Origin of the sequence: Janthinobacterium sp. GMG2 (assembly GCF_033949445.1) — a bacterium.
Classification (GTDB): domain Bacteria; phylum Pseudomonadota; class Gammaproteobacteria; order Burkholderiales; family Burkholderiaceae_D; genus Janthinobacterium; species Janthinobacterium aestuarii.
The window spans coordinates 122,534-141,426 of the sequence record NZ_JAXAWA010000007.1 but is presented as its reverse complement, the minus strand read 5'-3'; the positions used below and the strand labels follow the sequence as shown (position 1 = coordinate 141,426).

16 protein-coding genes are annotated in these 18,893 nt (G+C 63.6%); 7 read left to right on the top strand and 9 right to left on the bottom strand.

Translation table 11 applies throughout. The annotated features are described in order from the left end of the window. The first annotated feature begins 1 nt into the window (after position 1). A complete protein-coding gene (locus tag SKZ59_RS22975) occupies positions 2-859 on the top strand; it encodes a DMT family transporter (RefSeq protein WP_319993040.1) in 858 nt (285 codons plus the stop codon). Here the strand turns inward: SKZ59_RS22975 and SKZ59_RS22970 are convergent. Beyond that, the gene (locus SKZ59_RS22970) at positions 856-2,799 is read right to left on the bottom strand and encodes a CocE/NonD family hydrolase (RefSeq protein WP_319993039.1); all 1,944 of its coding nucleotides are present in this window, start codon (positions 2,797-2,799) and stop codon (positions 856-858) included. The two genes, SKZ59_RS22975 and SKZ59_RS22970, sit on opposite strands and share 4 nt — an antisense overlap. Positions 2,800-3,117: 318 nt before the next feature. Here SKZ59_RS22970 and trpS point away from each other — a divergent pair, with 318 nt between their 5' ends. The 4 genes from trpS to SKZ59_RS22950 all read left to right on the top strand — a co-directional run bounded on the left by trpS (position 3,118) and on the right by SKZ59_RS22950 (position 7,909). Further along, positions 3,118-4,194, top strand: coding sequence for a tryptophan--tRNA ligase (gene trpS, locus SKZ59_RS22965; RefSeq protein WP_217494627.1), 1,077 nt, complete (start codon positions 3,118-3,120; stop codon positions 4,192-4,194). A 119-nt stretch (positions 4,195-4,313) separates the two neighbouring features. Next, positions 4,314-5,903 (top strand): pyridoxal-dependent decarboxylase, encoded by a 1,590-nt coding sequence (locus tag SKZ59_RS22960; RefSeq protein WP_319993038.1) that lies wholly within the window; start codon positions 4,314-4,316, stop codon positions 5,901-5,903. A gap of 36 nt (positions 5,904-5,939) precedes the next feature. Continuing rightward, positions 5,940-7,181, top strand: a complete 1,242-nt coding sequence (locus tag SKZ59_RS22955) for a voltage-gated chloride channel family protein (RefSeq protein WP_319993037.1) — start codon at positions 5,940-5,942, stop codon at positions 7,179-7,181. After that, positions 7,178-7,909, top strand: coding sequence for a class I SAM-dependent methyltransferase (locus SKZ59_RS22950; protein WP_319993036.1), 732 nt, complete (start codon positions 7,178-7,180; stop codon positions 7,907-7,909). Before SKZ59_RS22955 ends, SKZ59_RS22950 begins: the two co-directional genes overlap by 4 nt. Positions 7,910-7,917: 8 nt before the next feature. Here SKZ59_RS22950 and SKZ59_RS22945 read toward each other — a convergent pair whose 3' ends face one another. Next, complete coding sequence (locus SKZ59_RS22945; RefSeq protein ID WP_319993035.1) at positions 7,918-8,475, bottom strand: XRE family transcriptional regulator; 558 nt, start codon at positions 8,473-8,475, stop codon at positions 7,918-7,920. A 51-nt stretch (positions 8,476-8,526) separates the two neighbouring features. On the opposite strand from SKZ59_RS22945, the gene SKZ59_RS22940 reads away from it, so the two are divergent. Then, complete coding sequence (locus tag SKZ59_RS22940; protein ID WP_319993034.1) at positions 8,527-9,438, top strand: DMT family transporter; 912 nt, start codon at positions 8,527-8,529, stop codon at positions 9,436-9,438. On the opposite strand, the gene SKZ59_RS22935 is transcribed toward SKZ59_RS22940, so the two are convergent. From SKZ59_RS22935 to SKZ59_RS22910, 6 genes are all read right to left on the bottom strand, one after another. Further along, positions 9,435-10,382 (bottom strand): cupin-like domain-containing protein, encoded by a 948-nt coding sequence (locus SKZ59_RS22935; protein ID WP_319993033.1) that lies wholly within the window; start codon positions 10,380-10,382, stop codon positions 9,435-9,437. The genes SKZ59_RS22940 and SKZ59_RS22935 overlap by 4 nt on opposite strands. Positions 10,383-10,434: 52 nt before the next feature. Further along, positions 10,435-11,427 (bottom strand): chemotaxis protein CheB, encoded by a 993-nt coding sequence (locus SKZ59_RS22930; RefSeq protein ID WP_072454017.1) that lies wholly within the window; start codon positions 11,425-11,427, stop codon positions 10,435-10,437. Between the two features lie 246 nt (positions 11,428-11,673). Continuing rightward, positions 11,674-12,417 carry a DNA-binding protein gene (locus SKZ59_RS22925; RefSeq protein WP_034752328.1) on the bottom strand — a complete coding sequence of 248 codons (744 nt, stop codon included), beginning with the start codon at positions 12,415-12,417 and terminating at the stop codon, positions 11,674-11,676. A 142-nt stretch (positions 12,418-12,559) separates the two neighbouring features. Further along, positions 12,560-13,177: an LON peptidase substrate-binding domain-containing protein gene (locus tag SKZ59_RS22920; RefSeq protein WP_083292699.1), complete on the bottom strand. Its 618-nt coding sequence runs from the start codon at positions 13,175-13,177 to the stop codon at positions 12,560-12,562. A 66-nt stretch (positions 13,178-13,243) separates the two neighbouring features. Beyond that, a complete protein-coding gene (locus SKZ59_RS22915) occupies positions 13,244-14,482 on the bottom strand; it encodes a DEAD/DEAH box helicase (protein WP_070303106.1) in 1,239 nt (412 codons plus the stop codon). Positions 14,483-14,601: 119 nt separating this feature from the next. Then, complete coding sequence (locus SKZ59_RS22910) at positions 14,602-16,836, bottom strand: TonB-dependent receptor (RefSeq protein ID WP_319993032.1); 2,235 nt, start codon at positions 16,834-16,836, stop codon at positions 14,602-14,604. Between the two features lie 240 nt (positions 16,837-17,076). Between SKZ59_RS22910 and asd the strand changes: the two genes are divergently transcribed. Then, positions 17,077-17,925, top strand: coding sequence for an archaetidylserine decarboxylase (asd, locus tag SKZ59_RS22905; RefSeq protein WP_319993031.1), 849 nt, complete (start codon positions 17,077-17,079; stop codon positions 17,923-17,925). A gap of 17 nt (positions 17,926-17,942) precedes the next feature. On the opposite strand, the gene SKZ59_RS22900 is transcribed toward asd, so the two are convergent. After that, positions 17,943-18,848, bottom strand: coding sequence for a LysR family transcriptional regulator (locus SKZ59_RS22900; protein WP_072454020.1), 906 nt, complete (start codon positions 18,846-18,848; stop codon positions 17,943-17,945). Between the last annotated feature and the right edge of the window lie 45 nt (positions 18,849-18,893).

Below are 18,893 nucleotides of genomic sequence, written 5' to 3'. Positions count from 1 at the left end.
CATGTCCGGTCTGGTCGTCGCCGTCGTCCTGTTTGCCGCGCTGCTGCACGCCAGCTGGAACGCCATCGTCAAGTCGGGCAAGGATACCTTTCTCAGCACGGTGCTCGTCTCCGTGGGCGCGGCCCTGATCTCGCTGGCCGTGCTGCCCTTCGTCACCTCTCCCGCGCCCGCCAGCTGGCCCTATTTGGCCGCCTCGGCCGTGGCGCAGCTGGCCTATTATTCTCTGCTGGCGGCCGCCTACAAGGCCGGCGACATGAGCCATGCCTACCCATTGATGCGCGGCAGCGCGCCGCTCATCGTGGCGCTGGCCAGCTGGCCGCTGATCGGCGAGCGCCTGTCCGCCATGCAAATGGGTGCCGTCGCCTGCATCTGCGCGGGCATCCTCGGCCTGTATGTTGCCGCGCGCCGGCCCGCCACGGCTGGCACCACGAAACAAACAGGGCGCGCCACCGCCTTTGCGCTGGGCAACGCTTGCGTCATCGCCAGCTATACCCTGATCGACGGCATCGGCGTGCGCCTTTCCGGCGCGCCGGCCGCCTACACGATGTGGATTTTTGTCTTGAACGGAACGGGACTGCTGCTGTGGACGGCGTTGCGCCGCCCCGCCGACTTGCTCGCCTATGCGCAAACGCAATGGCGCCTGGCCGCCTTTGGCGGTTTCGGCACGCTCGCTTCGTACGGCCTGGCCCTGTGGGCCATGACGCAAGCGCCCGTGGCCGCCATCGCGGCCCTGCGCGAAACATCGATCCTGTTCGCCATCGCCATTGCGGCCCTGTTCCTGCGCGAAAAAATCAGCCCCCGCCGCTATCTGGCTATCGCCCTGATCGCGGCAGGCGCCGTGCTCATGCGAATGGCCTAGCGGGCGTCGAGCGGCGCGATCGGCAACTCGATGGCGCTGGCCGCCCCTGCCGCGTGGTACACGCGCTGCGTCGCCTTTTTATAATCGCCTGGCTGGGCCAGGAAGATATTCGGCACGAAGGTTTGCGGATTGCGGTCGTACAGGGGGAACCAGCTCGACTGCACTTGCACGGCAATGCGGTGGCCGGGCAGGAAGACGTGATTCGCGTTCGGCAAGGCGAAACGGTAGCGTTCGACCTTGCCGGCTGGAATGGCCGTCGGGTGCTCGAGGCTGTCACGGTAGCGGCCGCGGAAGATGTCCATCGCCACGCCAAGCTGGTAGCCGCCCATGGCCGGCTGCGACGGCACTTCGTCCGGATACACGTCGATCAGCTTCACCACCCAGTCGGCATCCGTGCCGCTGGTGGCGGCAAACAGGTTGACCATCGGCGCGCCGGCGATGCGCACGGCCGTCTTCAACGGTTCCGAGACATAGCTGAGCACATCCGTACGGTCCGCATAGCCGCGCTGGTCGCTGACCAGCCATGGCTTCCACACGTCTGCATCGTTCAGGCGCACGGGACGGGTTACGAAAGGCACGGGTTTCGCGGGATCGGCCACGTATTCATCGAACGCGCCGCTGGCTGCATCGGCTGTGGCCGATGACGCGGCAAAGCCCAGCTTGTAGCCATCCTGCAGATAGATCGGCGTCAGCTTGGTGTCGCAGGTCTCGCAGGCCAGCGGCCACTGCTGCAGGCGCTGCCACTGGTTCGTGCCGCTCTGGTACGACACGACGGGTGCCGTATTCGCTTCCGGCGCGCCATCCTTCAGGTATTGATTGAGGAATGGTTGCATGACTTTTTCACGGAACTGGCGCGCCGTGTCGCCGTCAAACTTCAGGGCCCCCAGGCTGGAACCTTCGTAGTTGACGCCGCTGTGGCGCCACGGGCCGATGGCCAGGTAATTGAGGTTGTTGCGCGTGTCGCGCCCTTCCATCGCCCAGTAGCTGGCGTAGGGGCCATAGATGTCTTCCTGGTCCCACTGTCCCACCACGTGCATGGTGGGCACGATCAGCGGACGCTTGGCGAGGATCTTGTCGAGCGCCTGTTCTTGCCAGTAACTGTCGTAAGCCGGGTGCTCGAACAGCTTTTTCGTATAGGTCAGCTTGTCGATGCCGAATTTCTTTGCAAAGTCGCCGGCCGAGCCGATGCGCAGATACGCTTCGTAATCGTCGTAGGCGCCCAGCACGGGCGCCTCGCCGCTGCCGCGCACGCTCGTCTGCCACGCCAGGTAGGATAAGCTCGGCATACGGAAGGCGCCGTTATGGAACCAGTCATCGCCGCGCCAGCCATCGACCATGGCGCTCATGGGAATGGCCACCTTCAGCGCCGGATGCGGGTCGACCAGGGCCATCAGCACCGTATGCCCTTCGTACGAGGAACCGAGCATGCCCACCTTGCCATTGCTTTCCGGGATATTCTTCGACAGCCAGTCGATGGTGTCCCACGCATCCGTGACATTGTCCACTTTGGTATTGTTGAGCGGGCCGCGCACGGGGCGCGTCATCACGTAATCGCCTTCCGAGCCATGCTTGCCGCGCACGTCCTGGAATACGCGGATGTAGCCGTTTTCCACCAGGGTGTCGTCGCCTTGCGGCAAGGTGGCCAGCATGCTGGCGCTGGTGGCGCGCTGGGCGCGGCGGGCAGCGTTATAGGGCGTGCGCGTGAGCATGATAGGCGCCCGTTTGGCGTCTTTCGGCACGACGATGACCGTGTACAGCTTGACGCCATCGCGCATGGGAATCATCACCACGCGCTTGACGTAATCATTCACGTCGGGCATCACCAGCTTGGCGCCGATATCGGGCGCCATCGGCGGAGTTTGCGCCATCGCGGGCGCAGCAAACAGGGAACTGATAACCAGGGCCAGGCCGGTGAGCCGGACGGGGGACGACACGCGCATACTGTTCTCCAATGGATTCATGCCACGCAAAAGTGGCCGAATGGCAATAATACCCGGAAAGCAAGTTCCACAGTAGGCTAGCCTCTGACGCAGCACAGCAGATAAATCGGGCCGCAAACTTGACAGAACGCGCCCAAACTGCAACCATAACGCCATGAAATTTATCCCTTCACAACACGCCTGCTTGAATTGGTGGTCCCGCTCACTTTCGCGCGGCCACTGTATAGTGATGTGAATTAGATCCACGCCGCCTCGATCGGTGGCGTAACAGGCTCAGCCTGGATCATCCCCGATGCAGGCGGCTCAAAAGGAAACTTGATGAGCTTGCCGAACACCCCAGATACCCAAGACCAGAATGACGCACCGGCAGCACCGCTGTCGCCCGCCGCCATCGCTTCGCAATCCGTGATCCTGACGGGCGACCGCCCGACCGGTCCCTTGCATCTGGGCCATTACGTGGGCAGCCTGCGCGACAGGGTCCGCTACCAGAACAGCTACAAGCAATTCATCATGCTGGCCGACGCGCAGGCGCTGACGGACAATATGGACGACATCGACAAGGTGCACCGCAATGTCGTCGAAGTGGCGCTCGACTACCTGGCCGTCGGCATCGACCCGACGAAAACCACGGTGTTCATCCAGTCGCAAATCCCGGAACTGGCCGAGCTGACCTTTTACTACCTGAATATCGTCACCGTGGCGCGCCTCGAGCGCAATCCCACCGTCAAGGAAGAAATCCGCCTGCGCGGCTTCGAGCGCGATATTCCAGCGGGCTTTTTGACCTACCCTGCCAGCCAGGCGGCCGACATCACGGCCTTCAAGGCAGGCGTGGTGCCTGTGGGCGAAGACCAGATCCCGATGATCGAGCAAACGAATGAAATCGTGCGCCGCTTCAACCGCATGTACAACCGCGAAGTGCTGATGGAATGCAAGGCGCTGGTACCGGACATCGGCCGCCTGCCCGGCATCGACGGCAAGGCAAAGATGAGCAAGTCGCTGGGCAATACCATCAACCTGGGCGCGACCTCGGCCGAAATCACGGCCGCCGTGAAAAAAGTCTATACCGACCCGCTGCATCTGCGCGTGGAAGACCCGGGCCACCTGGAAGGCAATATCGCCTTTACCTACCTGGACGCCTTCGATCCGGAAAAAGCGGCGCTGGCCGAAATGAAAGCCCATTACGTGCGCGGCGGCCTGGGCGACAGCATCGTCAAGAAGCGCCTGGACGTGGTCTTGCAGGAAATGCTGGCACCGATCCGCGCCCGCCGTGAAGAGTTCGCCAAGGACAAGGGGCAAGTCATCCAGATGCTGAAAGAAGGCACGTTCAAGGCACGCGAAGTGGCGGCCCGCACGGCCGATGAAGTCAAGTCGGCGCTGGGCCTCAACTACTTCTGATCACAGACAGTCAGCAAACTGATGCGCTCAGGCGGAGTCGGGTAAAATCCCGCTTCCGCCTGGGCGCGATGCATTTGTGTCACCGTGGCACCAGCAATCCGTAGAGAAGACAACGCGCCATGACCGATACCCCTATCGAACAGCTGCTGCAGCAGCATTTTTCCATCGATGCGCTGCAGCAGGCACCCGCGCCCCTGCAGCAGGCGCTGGGCATGCTGGGCGGCTGGCTGGCCGCCGAACGCGACACGCCCTATCCGCACACGCCGTATGCGGAACTGCTGACGCAATTGTCCGACACCTGCCTGCCCGCGCACGGCATGCCCGTGGCGGATTTCCTGCAAGAACTCGACACCACCGTGCTGGCCAATACGGCCCAGCTGAACCACCCGCAATACATCGGCCACATGACGCAGGCCCTGCCGTGGATCAGCGTGCTGGCCGAAGCGTTTACAGCCACCCTGAACCAGAACCAGGTCAAGATCGAGACGGCGTACGTGTCGACCCTGATCGAAAAACAGATCCTCGGCTGGCTGCACCGCCAGGTCTACCAGCAGCCCGATGCCGTCTACACGCAGGCCATGGCCGCCACCAGTGGCGCGCTGGGCAATGTCGTCAACGGCGGCACCATGGGCAACTTGACGGCGCTGGCCGTGGCGCTCGAGCAGCAGCTGCCCGGCACGCGCAAACGGGGCCTGTTCGCCGCCATGCAGGATTCTAGCCATGCGGGGCTGGCCGTGATCGGCTCGGCGCGCAGCCATTACTCCGTGAAAAAGGCCTTGGCAACCCTGGGCCTCGGCGAAAACGCCTTGCAGCTGGTGGCCGTCGACCGCGACAACCGCATCGACGTCGCCGCGCTGGAAGCGACCATTGCCGATTTAAAACTGCGCAAGATCAAAGTCGTCGCCATGATCGGCATCGCCGGTACGACGGAAACGGGCGCCATCGACCCGCTGGCCGCGATGGCGGCCATTGCCGCGCGAGAAAGCATCTGGTTCCACGTGGATGCGGCCTGGGGCGGCGCCCTATTGATCGCGGAACAGTACCGCGCGTTGTACGACGGGATTGCGCTGGCAGACTCCGTCGTCATCGATGGCCACAAATTGCTATGGGTGCCGATGGCGCAAAGCATGGTGCTGTTCAAGGATAGCGCCAGCCTGAACTTGCTCAAGCACAATGCCAACTACATCTTGCGCGACAACTCGGGCGACTTGGGCCAGACGTCGCTGGAAGGCTCGCGCCGCTTCGATGCCTTGAAACTGTGGACCTCGTTCAAGGTGCTCGGCGTGTCCGGCTACACGACCTTGCTGCAGCAGGCGGCCACCCTGTCCGGCCAGTTGCAGGATTTATTGGCCGACCAGCAGGATTTCGAACTGGTCACGCGCTCCGATACCTTCATTCTCACCTACCGCTACGTGCCCGTGCACTTGCGCCAGCGCATGGAGGCCTTGCTGGCCGGCGGCCAGGTGGAGGCTGCCACCGAACTGAACAAGCAACTGAACACCTTGAACGCCAAGCTGCAAAACCGGCAAAAGGCGCAGGGCCACAGCTTTGTTTCGCGCACGGTGCTGGAATCGACGCGCTACCCTGGCCCGACCAACGTGCTGCGCGTGGTCATGACGAATGTCAAGACGCGCCCCCACCACTTGCGCGCGATTTTGGCCGAACAGCGCGCCATCGGCCAGGCGCTGGTGGCGGAACTGGGCCTGTAAGGAATCCCCCACCCATCAGTTTTGAATGGATGCACGATGCAGCGTCTTAGCGCCCTCACCGATCTACTACAGCATCTGTTGAAATGGCTGCTGCTGGCCTTGGTCGTGGCCGTGCTGGCCGGCACGGCTTCGGCCGGCTTCCTGTTCGCCCTTGAATGGGCAACCGCTACGCGCCTGGCGCACGCCTGGCTGATCTGGCTGCTGCCCTTGGCGGGCTTTGCCGTCGGCTGGCTGTATTTGCGCTATGGCAGCAGCGTCGAAGGCGGCGCGAACCTCCTGATCGATGAAATCCACGACCCGAAAAAAATCATTCCGCTGCGCATGGCACCGCTGGTGCTGGGCGGCACCGTCATCTCGCATCTGTTCGGCGCCTCCGTCGGACGCGAGGGCACGGCCGTGCAGATGGGCGGCGCGCTGGCCGACCAGCTCACGCGCCTGTTCCGCCTGAACAACGAAGTCCGCCGCATCATCCTGATGGCCGGCATCAGCGCCGGCTTTGCCTCCGTCTTCGGCACGCCGCTGGCAGGCGCCATCTTCGGCCTGGAGGTGCTGGCCATCGGCCGCCTGCGCTACGAAGCCATGCTGCCCTGCCTGGCTGCCGCCGTCATCGCCGACCAGGTGGGCTTGCTGTGGGGAGTCCACCATACGCATTACGCCGTGCCATTGATCCCCGCCCTCTCCGCCTGGACCTTGTGCGCCATGGTGATCGCGGGCGTGCTGTTCGGCGTGACCGGTAAACTGTTTGCGCAAGCCACGCATGGTTTGAGCGGCCTGATGAAGCGCTGGATCGGCTACGCCCCGCTGCGTCCGCTGGCCGGCGGCGTGATCATCGCCATCGCCGTGTGGCTGATCGGCACGGACAAGTATATCGGCCTGGGCATTCCCACCATCGCCGACGCGCTGAAGGAACCGCTGCCCGCCTGGGATTTTCTCGGCAAGATGGCGTTTACCATTGTTTCACTGGGCACAGGTTTCAAGGGCGGCGAAGTGACGCCCTTGTTCTACATCGGCGCGACCCTGGGCAATGCGCTGGGCCCGCTGTTGCACCAGCCCGTCACCCTGCTGGCGGCCATCGGCTTTGTCGCCGTCTTTGCGGGCGCGGCCAACACGCCGATCGCCTCGACCCTGATGGCCATGGAACTTTTCGGCGCCGAGATCGGCGTGTACGCGGCCATCGCCTGCGTCGTGGCCTACCTGTTTTCCGGCCACGCGGGCATTTACCGGGCGCAACGGGGCGGGCATGCCAAGCGCATGCCCCCCAAGAACATCGACGCATGACACAGAATATCTACGACAACGACGCCTTCTTCACGGCCTACAGCCAGCTGCCGCGCTCCGTCGGCGGCCTCGACAGCGCACCGGAATGGCCTGCCCTGCGCGCCATGCTGCCCGGGTTGCAAGGAAAAAGCGTGCTGGACCTGGGCTGCGGCTATGGCTGGTTCTGCCGCTGGGCTGCCGAGGCTGACGCGGCGCGCGTGCTGGGCGTGGACGTATCGGAAAAGATGCTGGCGCAGGCAAGCGCCATGGGAGAACACCCGACGGTCAGCTATGCGCGGCTTGATCTGGAACAACTGGCCTTGCCGCCAGCCAGCTACGACCTCGTCTACAGTTCGCTGGCGTTCCACTACATCGAAGGCTTCGACACCCTGCTGGCCGCCATCCGCCACGGCTTGAAGCCTGGCGGCAAGCTGGTGTTTTCCATCGAGCACCCGATCTTCATGGCGCCGCGCCAGCCCGGCTGGCTGACGGATGCGCAAGGCCGCAAGACCTGGCCCGTCGACAACTACCAGCTACAAGGCCCGCGCGTGTCGGACTGGCTGGCGCCCGGCGTGATCAAGCAGCACCGCACCCTCGGCACGACCTTGAATGCTTTGCTACGCGCCGGTTTCCAGCTGGACCACGTGGAAGAATGGGGTCCCAGCGACGAACAGCTCGCGCAGCAACCGGCCCTGGCCGAAGAGCGCGAGCGGCCGATGCTGTTGCTGGTGGGGTGTGGCCTCAAGTAACCGCGCCGTCAGCTGGCCACATTGCGCGTAAAGCGCAAGGTCGACGCGCCCGTATTCACGTAGGCATACGCTTGCGCGCTGCTGAACACAAAAAATTCGCCCGTAGCCAGTTGCCTGGTTTCCGCCGCCAGCACGAGCTGCAGCGTTCCTTCCAGCACGTAGAGCATTTCACTGAAACCGGTCGGATCGGCTTCCGCATCGTAGCGCTCGCCTGACGCCAGGGTCCACGACCACAGTTCCACCTGCCGGCTGGCGGGCGCCGCGCCCAGCAGCACGGCCTGGCTGGCCTGCGATGCGCTTTGCCACATCAGCACGCGCAGGCTGTCGTGCGGCTGCTGCGGCGGCTGGACGAGGTCGACAAAGGCCACGTTCAAGGCGGCCGCCACATGGTCGAGGTTGGCCAGGCTGATATTGGTGCTGCCCGCCTCGACGCCGTTGACCATGCGCCGGCTCAGGCCAGACTGGCGCGCCAGTTCCTCCTGGCTGAGGCCCGCGGCAAGGCGCAAGCGCCGCAGATTGGTGGCCAGGTGTGCCAGCACGCCACCGGCCTCGGCTTGACTGCGCAATATATTGCTCCTATGATGATGGGAAATATTTTGCTCATAGCATAGCGTCCCATGAAAACACACGCAAGTCCCCCGCCCGCCTTTGGCATGCCCGAACTGGCCCTGATCGCCATCACCTTCATCTGGGGCGGAACGTTTCTCGTCGTGCAACATGCCGTGACGGTCAGCGGCCCGCTGGCCTTCGTGGCCGCCCGCTTTGCCGTGGCCGCCAGCATCGGCGCCCTGATTTGCCGGGACCAGTTGCGGCACTTGACGAAGGCGGAGTTGCTGACGGGCATGGCCATTGGCGTGAGCATCTTTGGCGGCTACGCGCTGCAAACCTATGGCTTGATGCATATTTCCAGCAGCAAATCGGCCTTCATCACGGCCTTTTATGTGCCCATCGTGCCGCTGGTGCAGTGGCTGGTCTTCAAGCAGCGGCCCCACCCTGCCGTGTGGGCAGCTGTCGTGCTGGCGTTCGTCGGCTTGCTGCTGCTTACCGGCACGGATGGCTTGAGCATGGCCTTCGGCACTGGCGAGCTGATCACGGCCGTGGGCGCCATCGCCATCGCCCTGGAAATCATCCTCATCAGCCGCGTCTCGCCGCAGCTGAACATCTTGCGCGTGACCATCGTGCAACTGGCGACGGCGTCATTGATCGCCCTGCTGCTGATGCCCGTCATGGGCGAAGCGCCACCTGTCATCAGCAAGACGTTCATCCTCAGCGTGCTGGCCCTGGGCTGCGCCAGCGCGCTGATCCAGTATGTGATGAACTGGGCGCAAAAGCGCATCTCCGCCACCAAGGCGACCTTGATCTATGCGGGCGAGCCTGTCTGGGCTGGCGTGATCGGGCGCATCGCCGGCGAACGGCTGCCGGCCCTGGCCATCGTCGGCGCGATATTGATCATTTGTGCGGGCATCCTCAGCGAGTGGCGGCCGAAACGCCTGCGCGCCGACGGCAAGGCCATCGTGCCATCAGATTAAGCGTCGGTACGCCGCAGCGCCGTATCCCCATGCAAGGCCAGCGGCACGGCCCTGGCCCAGCGGTTCGAGGACAGCGAAAACGTCAGCGCACGCACTTGGTGGTACCAGCCGGCGGGCACATACAGCATGTCGCCGGGCTCGACGATGCATTCGATCATCGTCGCCTGGCGTGCCAGGGGAAAACGCTGAAAATCGGGGGCTTCCGGGTCGAAAGGCGAACCGAACAGGATGGCGTTCGCTTCGCTAGGATAAAGAAAAGCGTCGTGGTGCGGCGGCGACAAAAAGATGCGCTTGCGGCCCCACACCTGGGCGAAGATATTGTCGTCGTAATCGCAGTGCAAGGGCGTCACCGTGCCGGCCGGCCCCACCCAGAAACGCGGCGGGCCCATCTTGTCGAAATACGTGGGCCAGTGGCACAGGCGGTTCAGCTCGCGTAATTCCAGGTTGCCCAGGTAGGGCGGCAGCACATACTTGCCCTCTGCCACCAGATCCAGATATTGCCCCATCGACATATCCTGCATGGCGCGATCGGCAGCAAAGGCCGTGTTGATGTAGTCGCCTACCCGTGCGCGCACGGGCACATGGCTGAACTGCTCGCGCAAGACTTCGGGACCCAATGCCGACAGGGGCCAGCGCCGCACCAGCCCGCGCATCAGGAAAGGCAAGCCCTGCGCGGCGCGCGCACGAAAGGCGGCGGCGTCCAGCATGGCCAGGCGCGGCACCTCGGTGATGGCAGGCAAGTCGCGCGCCCCCTGCTTGATAGCCTCGCGCATGGCGTCGATAGAGGTAACACCGCGCACCTGCGCATCCTTGTCTTCGCGCGCCTGCTTGCGGGCCAGGGCCGCTTCAGGCGAACTGAATTCGGCTGGCGGCCTCGGCGGCAGTGCACGTGGCAATACGGGGGCTGCCGCAAGCGGGAGCGGCTCTTTTTTTTCTGCGGACATAAACCTTCTTTGCGATCAGGCGCCGCGCGGCATGGCGCGACAGTGCGCTATTTTAAGCCAGCAAGGCCCGTTTCAGCATATCGGCCTGCTCGCCTGCCTGACGCGCCTTGGCTGCATACTCGCTGGCCGTGCCCGGATGCAACCAGGCCTGGGCCTTGGCGGCCAGGTTCAGGTACAGTTTTTCTTTTTCCTGCAGCGCCCTGACAGCGGCCCAGATGGCGTCTTCCGCCTTTTCATGCTGCAACTCGCCAAGCGTCTGCGCCGTAAAACTGTGGCCCGTATGGCAGCGAAAACGCTGCGGCTTCTGGCCATGCAGCTCCCACAGCGTGCCCTGGCATTCGGGACAGGTGAACGTCGATGGCGTGGCAATTTTTTCCAGTTGCTCCATATTTCCCACTCCCCGCGCAAAACGGTTTTCCACGGCAACCCACTGGGGCACGGGCGGCAAGGACTGTGCAGCGACGGCTGGCGCCGGCGCGCCGCTGGCCAGCGCCAGCAGGGCCGGCCCGATCTCGGTGGACGGCAGGCACCAGTCCACTCCGGCATGGTCGATCGCGCTTTGCGGCATGGACGGCGCCACCGCGTCCTGCGGCTCCTGCACCAGCGCCTTGCCGCCGCAGGCCTTGATAGCCTGCAAGCCCGCCGTGCCATCGTCGAGGTAGCCGCTGAGAACCACGCCCACCACCTTCGGCCCAAAAGCGGCGGCGGCACTGCGAAACAGGGGATCGATGGCGGGACGCGTATGGTTTTCCTTCGGACCCCGGGTCAGCTCGACCATCGCCTGGCCGGCCAGGTTGGCAACGAGCATGTGCCGGTCCGGCGGCGCCAGCAGGATGCGCCCCGCGCGTACGGGTTCGCGCTCTTCGGCAAAGCGCACGGGCAAGGCGGAGGTCTTGCCGAGGATCTCGGGCAGCACGCTGTTGCGCGCCCCCACATGCATGACGGCCAGGATTGCCGCGGGCAGGTCCGCCGGCAAGGTGGCGAAGATAGTGGACAGCGCGCTTACGCCGCCCACCGAGGCCCCCATGACGATCAGCGTTTCCATGCCTGCCCCTTTCGCGCCCGGATCACTGAACTATTTTGCCGCGCCTAGTGACAAGATTCCGTGCGCCGACTAACACTGTACGCAGCGTTAGGTTAGAACAGAGACGTAACGACACCTGACAAAACCGTCGCGAGCGGAAGGGAGAGGTGGCCGAGAAGCGCAACCGTACTTTAGTACGGGGGCGCCGAGCCGGTGAGCATCGAAGGCCGCAAAGCGCGACGCGCAGCAGGTTTGGTCAGGGTGTCTTCAAACAGGTGTTTTGAATATCGGATCGACGATGAACTGCTGCGCCTTGATGCGCAAGGTGCGCTCTTCGTCCAGCTCGGCGCGCGTTTCGCCCAGCTCTTCGCGTTCCGCTTCCAGTTCCAGGCGCGCGGCCGCCAGTTCCGTTTCCACGCGCGTCAGGCTTTCCAGCTTCAGCTGGGCCTGGATCAGTTCCGCGCGGGCGGCTTCGGCGGCCTCTTCCAGGCGCGGGATGCCTTCGAGCTTGAATTGCGCCTTGGCCAGGTCCATGCGGGCCTGCTCTGCCGCCTCTTCCAGGCGCGGCAAGCCTTCCAGGCGCAGCTGCGCCTTGGCCAGGTCCGTGCGGGCCTGGTTCGCCACTTGCCGCTCGCGCTCGAGTTCCTCGCGCAAGGTTTCCAGCTCGCCCGCCTGCAGGTCGAGCAGTTCTTGCTGGCGCTCGTTCTCGCTGGCCAGGTCCATCAATTCCTGTTGATTGTCGTTCATCTCGGCTTCATGCGCGCTGTGGCTGGCGCTTAATTCCTGTCCTACATAATCGAGGATGGCTTGCTGCAGCACGGGCGACAGTTCGGCGGCGGCAGCGATCTGGCGCTGCGCACCGGCCTTGCGGCGCTGCAATAGCTTGCTGATGGTGCCCAGACAGGCGCCGTTGCCCAGCCGTTCGCGCAAGGCGCGCACCGTGATGGACTGGCCTTCGCCGGCCATCGCTTCCATTGCCGCATTGATCTGTTCCGCGCTTACTTTTGCCATGTCGTGTGCTCTTGAATGTTGCCCAGGGCAATCTTGCCCAGGGGCATTATCTTATGCCAGCGGCGGCAAAGCGTAAAGTATTTCTCAATAGTGATTGCAATTGCACAACAGAACGTTGTGCAAACATGCGGCCCGGGATGTTTTACTCTTCGAGCAGACCATTTTCCGTGAGCATATCCTGCACCAGTTCCAGGCGCAGCACGGGATTGTCCTGGCTCAGCAATAGTTGTTTTTGCATGGCGCTCAGAGACAGCAGCTCGCACCAGCGGTTCGCCACCCAGCCGCACTCGTCGAGGCGGTATGGCGGCTGCAGGGGCATTTGATCGGGCGGGATCTTTTGCTCCTGCAGGGTACGGATCAGGGCGCCGAGCGCGTCGGCTACATTCTGCTGCTCTTGCGGGATGGGGATGGTTTTATCGGGCGCCAAGGTGTCGACCTGCGCCATCCACAAGCCGTGCTTCAGCTGTTCGCTGGAGACGATGTGGAAGCGCTGCATGCCCATGCATTTGATTTGCAGCAAGCCCGACAGGGGCGCGGCCCAGTCGACGACGCGCGCCAGGGTGCCCACGGGCGCCAGGGTCTCTTGCTGGCCCGGCTTGCGCACTTCCGCACCGTCCAGCAGCTGCACCACGCCGAACGGCTGCTCGCCCATGATGCACTGACGTATCATGTCCAGATAGCGTACCTCGAAGATCTGCAGGGGCAGATAGCCGTCGGGATACAGCACCGTATTGAGCGGGAACAAAGGTATCGAGGTCATGGCGCATGATGGCACGAATGGCATATCCGTGCAGCGCGCTTTGCCTTGTCAGCTTAACTGCGCCGATTATTTGTAGAAGCGCCTTTTCTTGGCTCGCTCCGCCGCTTTCGGCGCCAGCACTTTCACGGCCTTTTTCTGGATCGTGCCGCCGGCGGACGTGCCCGGCACGCGGTGCTCGGCTTCGTAACCGGCTTCCTCATTGCGTTTCAGGGTTTGCCGCGTCAGCGCTTCGACGGCCGACAGCAACTCCACCTCGTCGGCGCAGACGAGCGAGATCGCTTCGCCCGAGGCGCCCGCGCGGCCCGTGCGGCCGATGCGGTGGATATAGTCTTCCGCCACGGTGGGCAAGTCGAAATTGACGACGACGGGCAATTGGTCGATATCGAGGCCACGGGCGGCCACGTCGGTAGCCACCAGCACTTGCACTTCGGCGGATTTGAAACGGGCCAGCGCGCGCAGGCGGTTGGGCTGCGTCTTGTCGCCGTGAATCGAATCGGCGCGCACGCCCTGCTCCAGCAAAGTATTCACCAGCAGCTCGACACCCTTGCGCGTCTTGACGAAGACCAGGACCTGGCCCCAGCGCTTTTTCTTCAGCAAGTGCAAAAACAGTTCCGGCTTGCGTTTCTTGTCGCACACGATCACCGATTGCTTGACGGCCTTGACCGTGCTGTTGCGCGCGCTCACCTCCACCGAGACGGGATCCTTCAGCATGGTTTTCGCCATGGCGCGGATGGCGTCCGAGAAGGTGGCCGAGAACAGCAGGGTCTGGCGCTGCTTGGGCATGGTCATCAGCAATATATCGAGCTCGCGCTCGAAGCCCAGATCCAGCATGCGGTCGGCCTCGTCCAGCACCAGGGTTTGCACTTGCTCGAACTTGACGGCGCCCTGCGTCTGCAAGTCCAGCAAACGGCCCGGCGTGGCCACCAGCACGTCGAGGCCCTTGCGCAATTTGCTGATCTGCGGCTCGATGGGCACGCCGCCATACGCGACAAAGCTGCGCAGCGGCAAGTTGCCGCCATAGCTGCGGAAGCTGGCATAGACTTGCTCGGCCAGTTCGCGCGTGGGCACGAGCACCAGCACGCGCACGCACTGGGGCGCCACCACGCCTTCCAATGTCAGGCGCTGCAGCAGCGGCACGGCGAAACCGGCCGTCTTGCCCGTACCCGTCTGGGCGGCGGCCATCAGGTCGCGCCCGGCCAGCACGGCAGGAATCGCTTGCGCCTGCACGGGCGTGGGCTTGGCATAGCCGAGCTCGTCAAGTTTGCGGACCAGGGGATCGATCAGGCCGAGGGAGGAAAACGTCATGGGGAAAGCAATCTTGGCAAAGTAAAAGGTGGCGCGCACGGACTGACCGTGCGCGCAATTGCCGAGATTATAGGCCAGCGGGGATGCCGGCCGGGGTTTTCAGTATAGAAACAGCGCGCTCAGAACTTCATTTCCAGGGTCGCGCGCGCCTGCGGCGAACTCGGCGAAATGCTGTTGCGGGCTATCGTGCCGCTGGCGTCCGCATACGTGGTGGTGCTTTCGAAGTCTTGCGCCAGCAAGTTCGACACGGCCAGACGCAGCTGGTTCTTTGCATCGAATTTCCACAGCGCATAAATGTCGACGTCGCGCCGCGGCGAGGTGTAGGCGCTCTGGCGCTCGGTGATGCGCACGGGGCCGCCATTGCGGAAGTTGAAGCTGCCACCCGTCGTCAGCACGCCGTCCGGCGTCTTGTAATCGAGGCCGAAGTTGCCGCTGACGGGGGTCTGCTGGTCGAGCCGGTTGTTCGGTCCCGGCACCTGGTCCACCTGCGACCAGTTGCGGCTGATGCTGGCGCGCAAGTCGATGGCTGGCACGGGCGCGGCCATCACGGCGCGCAGCGGGAACTTCGCTTCCAGTTCCAATGTCTGAGTATTGGCGCGGCCATCGTTGACGGGCGTCGATACCCAGCGGTCATTGATGAACAGCAAGCCTTGGCGCGTGTAGCCATCGATGCGGCGGGCCGAGGCGCGCGCGCTGAGCAAGGCACCTTCGGCCCAGTAGTGCTCGTACGAGGCGTCGATGCCCAGCGCCAGCTCCGGTTTCAGGTAGGGATTGCCTTCGCGGTCAGGGTCCGTCTGGCTATTGTTGGTCGAGGTATTGCGGCGCGGAATCAGGCTCGCCGTGGGCTGCGCCTTGTAGGTGCGCGTCAGGGCCAAACGTACTTGGTCGCCCTTGGTATCGGGCAGCTTCCACAGGGTCTGCAGCAGCGGGCTCCACACGCTGGTGCGCTGGTTCACTTCGTCATAGGTATCGCCCGCGCTGCGCGTATCGATGCCTTCCCAGCGTACGCCCGCATACATCGACCAGCGCGGCGTGATTTCCCAGTCATCCTGCACAAACAGGGCCAGGCGCTTGATGGTGGCGTCGAAACCTTCGTCGCTGTTGACGGGCGGACGCGCGCCCAAGGCAGCCAGGGCCGCTTCGCGCTGCCGGCGCGTTTCGTCGCGCTCCGTGTAGGCGCCATCCCAGCCCATCGACAAGGCATGGCCGGGCAGCAAGGGCGACGAATATTTACCCGTCGAACTGACGCCGTTTTCCGTCGCCTTCACGCCCACCTTGCGTTCGAGCGCCAGGCCGCTGCCATCGACAAAGCCTTGCTGCAGGCTGTCGGACGTATTGCGGGCGGCCGAGGCGCCGATTTTCAGTTCCAGTCTGGCGCCGCCGGCCAGCTTGTGCATCCACGTCAGGTCGCTGCGGCCGAAGGCGTTGTGGTTGCTTGAGCTGCCCGTATTGGTGTCGTAGTCGGGGCGCACGCCCTGCTCCGTTTCGGCCCGGCTGAAGTTGCGGTGATTCGAGCGCCCGCCATTGAAAAAGAATTGCGCCGTCACATTGTCGCCATTGGCCAGCACCCAGTTCAGGCGCGGCGACAGATTGATGCCTTCCGGACGGCCATCGCCCGTGCCATTCGTGCGGCGCAGCAGGTTTTGCCGGCCATCGGGCGCGTAGCCCAGTTCCAGGCCGGGATTGTCGTAATGGTAGTCGTAGCGGAACAGCGAACCGGCCATCGAGTACGAAAAATTACCGTCGCGGTCGGACAGCTGCACGTTGACGCTGGGCGAGAAGCTCACGTCGCTGCCCTGCACGCCCAGCTTGAGCTCGCGCTGCGCCGTCTTCACAGCTTTCTTGAGCACCACATTGATGGTGCCGGCGATCGACTGCGTGCTGTATTCGGCGCTGGCCGCATGCAGAATCTCGATGCGTTCGATCACGTCCGGCGACAGGGTGTCGAGCGAGAAACCGGCCGGCGCCCGCTCGCCATTGAGTAGTATCTGCGTGTAGCCGCTACCCAGCCCGCGCATGCGGATTTCTCCGCCCGAGCGCCCGGCCGCGCCGGAGACGGTAATGCCGGGCAAGCGTTTGAGCACGTCGGTGACATTCGTGTCGCCATACTTGAGGATTTCCTCGCTGCCCACGACCATCTTGCTGGCCGTATCGTCGCGGCGCGGATCGTAGCCGCTCCCCTTGACTTCGACGGTTTGCATGGCCGGTGCGGCGGGCTTTTCAGCCTTCGACGGCGCAGTGGTGGCGGCAGCGGCCGTGTCGGCTGGCGCTTCGGATTGCTGGGCCTGGGCATTCCAGGCAAGTAAAACGGCTGAACAAAGGACGGTAAGGCGGAGGCAACGGCGTGGCATCATGACCTGGCTGAAAAAAGTTGGCTGAATAAAAATGGCTAAAAGCTAAAAAACAGGCCGCCGTATTGTGCTGCAATTTTTTCCGAGTGGCGCAGTTTCCTGAAAATATTTCTTACAGCAAATTAAATTCGGCGGCGGACTGCGATACGCACCCTTGCATACGGCGCATATCATTGCGCGCCACATCGCCGCTATAATGCGTTTTCACCATTGTTCCCATCATCCCGTCAAAGGCTTCCCATCGTGTCTGACCGTCTTGCCGTCCTGCCTCAATATCTGCTTCCAAAAGGAGCGTTGACCAACTTTGCCGGCCGGATCGCCGGCGCCAAAGGCGGCGCCATGACCACGCGTTTGATCCGCTGGTTCGTCGGTCGCTACAACGTCAACATGGATGAGGCGCTGGACCCGGACATCACGCACTACACGAGCTTCAACGACTTTTTCACGCGCGCGCTGCGCCCCGATGCCCGTCCGCTGGCCCAGGCCGACTACATCTGCCCCGTCGATGGCCGCATCAGCCAGTTCGGCACGATCGACAAGGACCAGATCTTCCAGGCCAAGGGCCATAACTTCAGCACCACGGCCCTGGTCGGCGGCGACGCGTCCCTGGCGGCCCAGTTCGAACACGGCAGCTTCGCCAATCTGTACCTGAGCCCGCGCGACTACCACCGCATCCACATGCCGTGCGACGGCCGCTTGACGCGCATGATCTATGTACCCGGTGAACTGTTTTCCGTCAACCCGACGACGGCGCGCGGCATCCCCGGCCTGTTCGCCCGCAACGAGCGCGTCGTCTGCGTATTCGACACGGCCAACGGCCCCTTCGTCATGACCCTGGTCGGCGCCACCATCGTCGGCAGCATGGCCACCGTCTGGCACGGCGTCGTCAACCCGCCCCGCACCGGTGATATCCGCGACTGGAGCTATGCGAACGACAATGTCGTGCTGAAACAGGGCGAAGAACTGGGCCGCTTCCTGCTCGGCTCTACCGTCGTCATGCTGTTCCCGAAAGACACCGTGCAATTCAACGCCAGCTGGCAACCGGCCGGCCCCGTGCAGCTGGGCGAAGTCATGGGCAACCTGCCCAAGTAAGGCATCCGGACGCGCGCCTACACGGGCGCGTCCGTGCGATACATCTCCTCCATTAGATCGAGAAACGCGCGCGTCTTGGCCGGCATCAAACGCCGGCCGGGAAACACGGCCCAGCCCGTGACCAGCGGAAAACTCCACTCCGGCAGCACGCGCACCAATTCCCCCGTCGCCACATAAGCCTTGGCAAAGCGGTCCGTGCTGGCCGCGATGCCCACGCCCGTGCACGCCATGCGCACCAGCAATTCCGGCGAATTGGCCAACAGGCGCACGGGCAGATCGCGCTCCCACGTGGTCTTGCCGCGGATCAAAGTCCAGTGCACGAGGCCATGCACGGCGCGCGGCAAGCTGAGCAGATCGTGACCGTACAGATCGTCGGGATGCTCGGGCAAGCCGTGCACGCTCGTGTATTTCGGCGAGGCATACAACGCCAGGGTGCTGAACGCCACGCGGCGCGCTGACAGGCTGGCGTCGTCGGGCAAATTGCCCATGCGGATGGCCAGGTCGAAGTTCTCTTCCAATAAATCCACGCGGCGCGCCGACAAGTCCAGTTCCAGCGAAATGGCCGGATAGCGGCGCACGAACTCGGCAAGCACCTGGCGCATCAGGGTGTCGCCGAAATCGGCCGGCATGGAAATGCGCAGCAAGCCGCTGGGCCCCGCCTGGCGGTGCTGTGCCAGGGCGCCGGCCGCCTCCGTTTCCTCGACCACCTTGCGCGCATGCTCGAGCAGGCTGGCGCCAAACTCCGTCAGCGCCAGCTTGCGCGTCGTGCGCAGCAGCAATCGTTCGCCCAGTTTCGCTTCCAGCAGCGAGATGCGCCGCGACAGGGTCGATTTGGGCAAGTCCACGCGCACGGCGGCGCGACTGAAACTGCCGCATTCGACGACTCTGGCAAACAGCAGCAAATCTCCGGGATCGATATCCATAAAACCTCATTGTTCCATTGGTGGATTAATGTTATCCATTTTAAC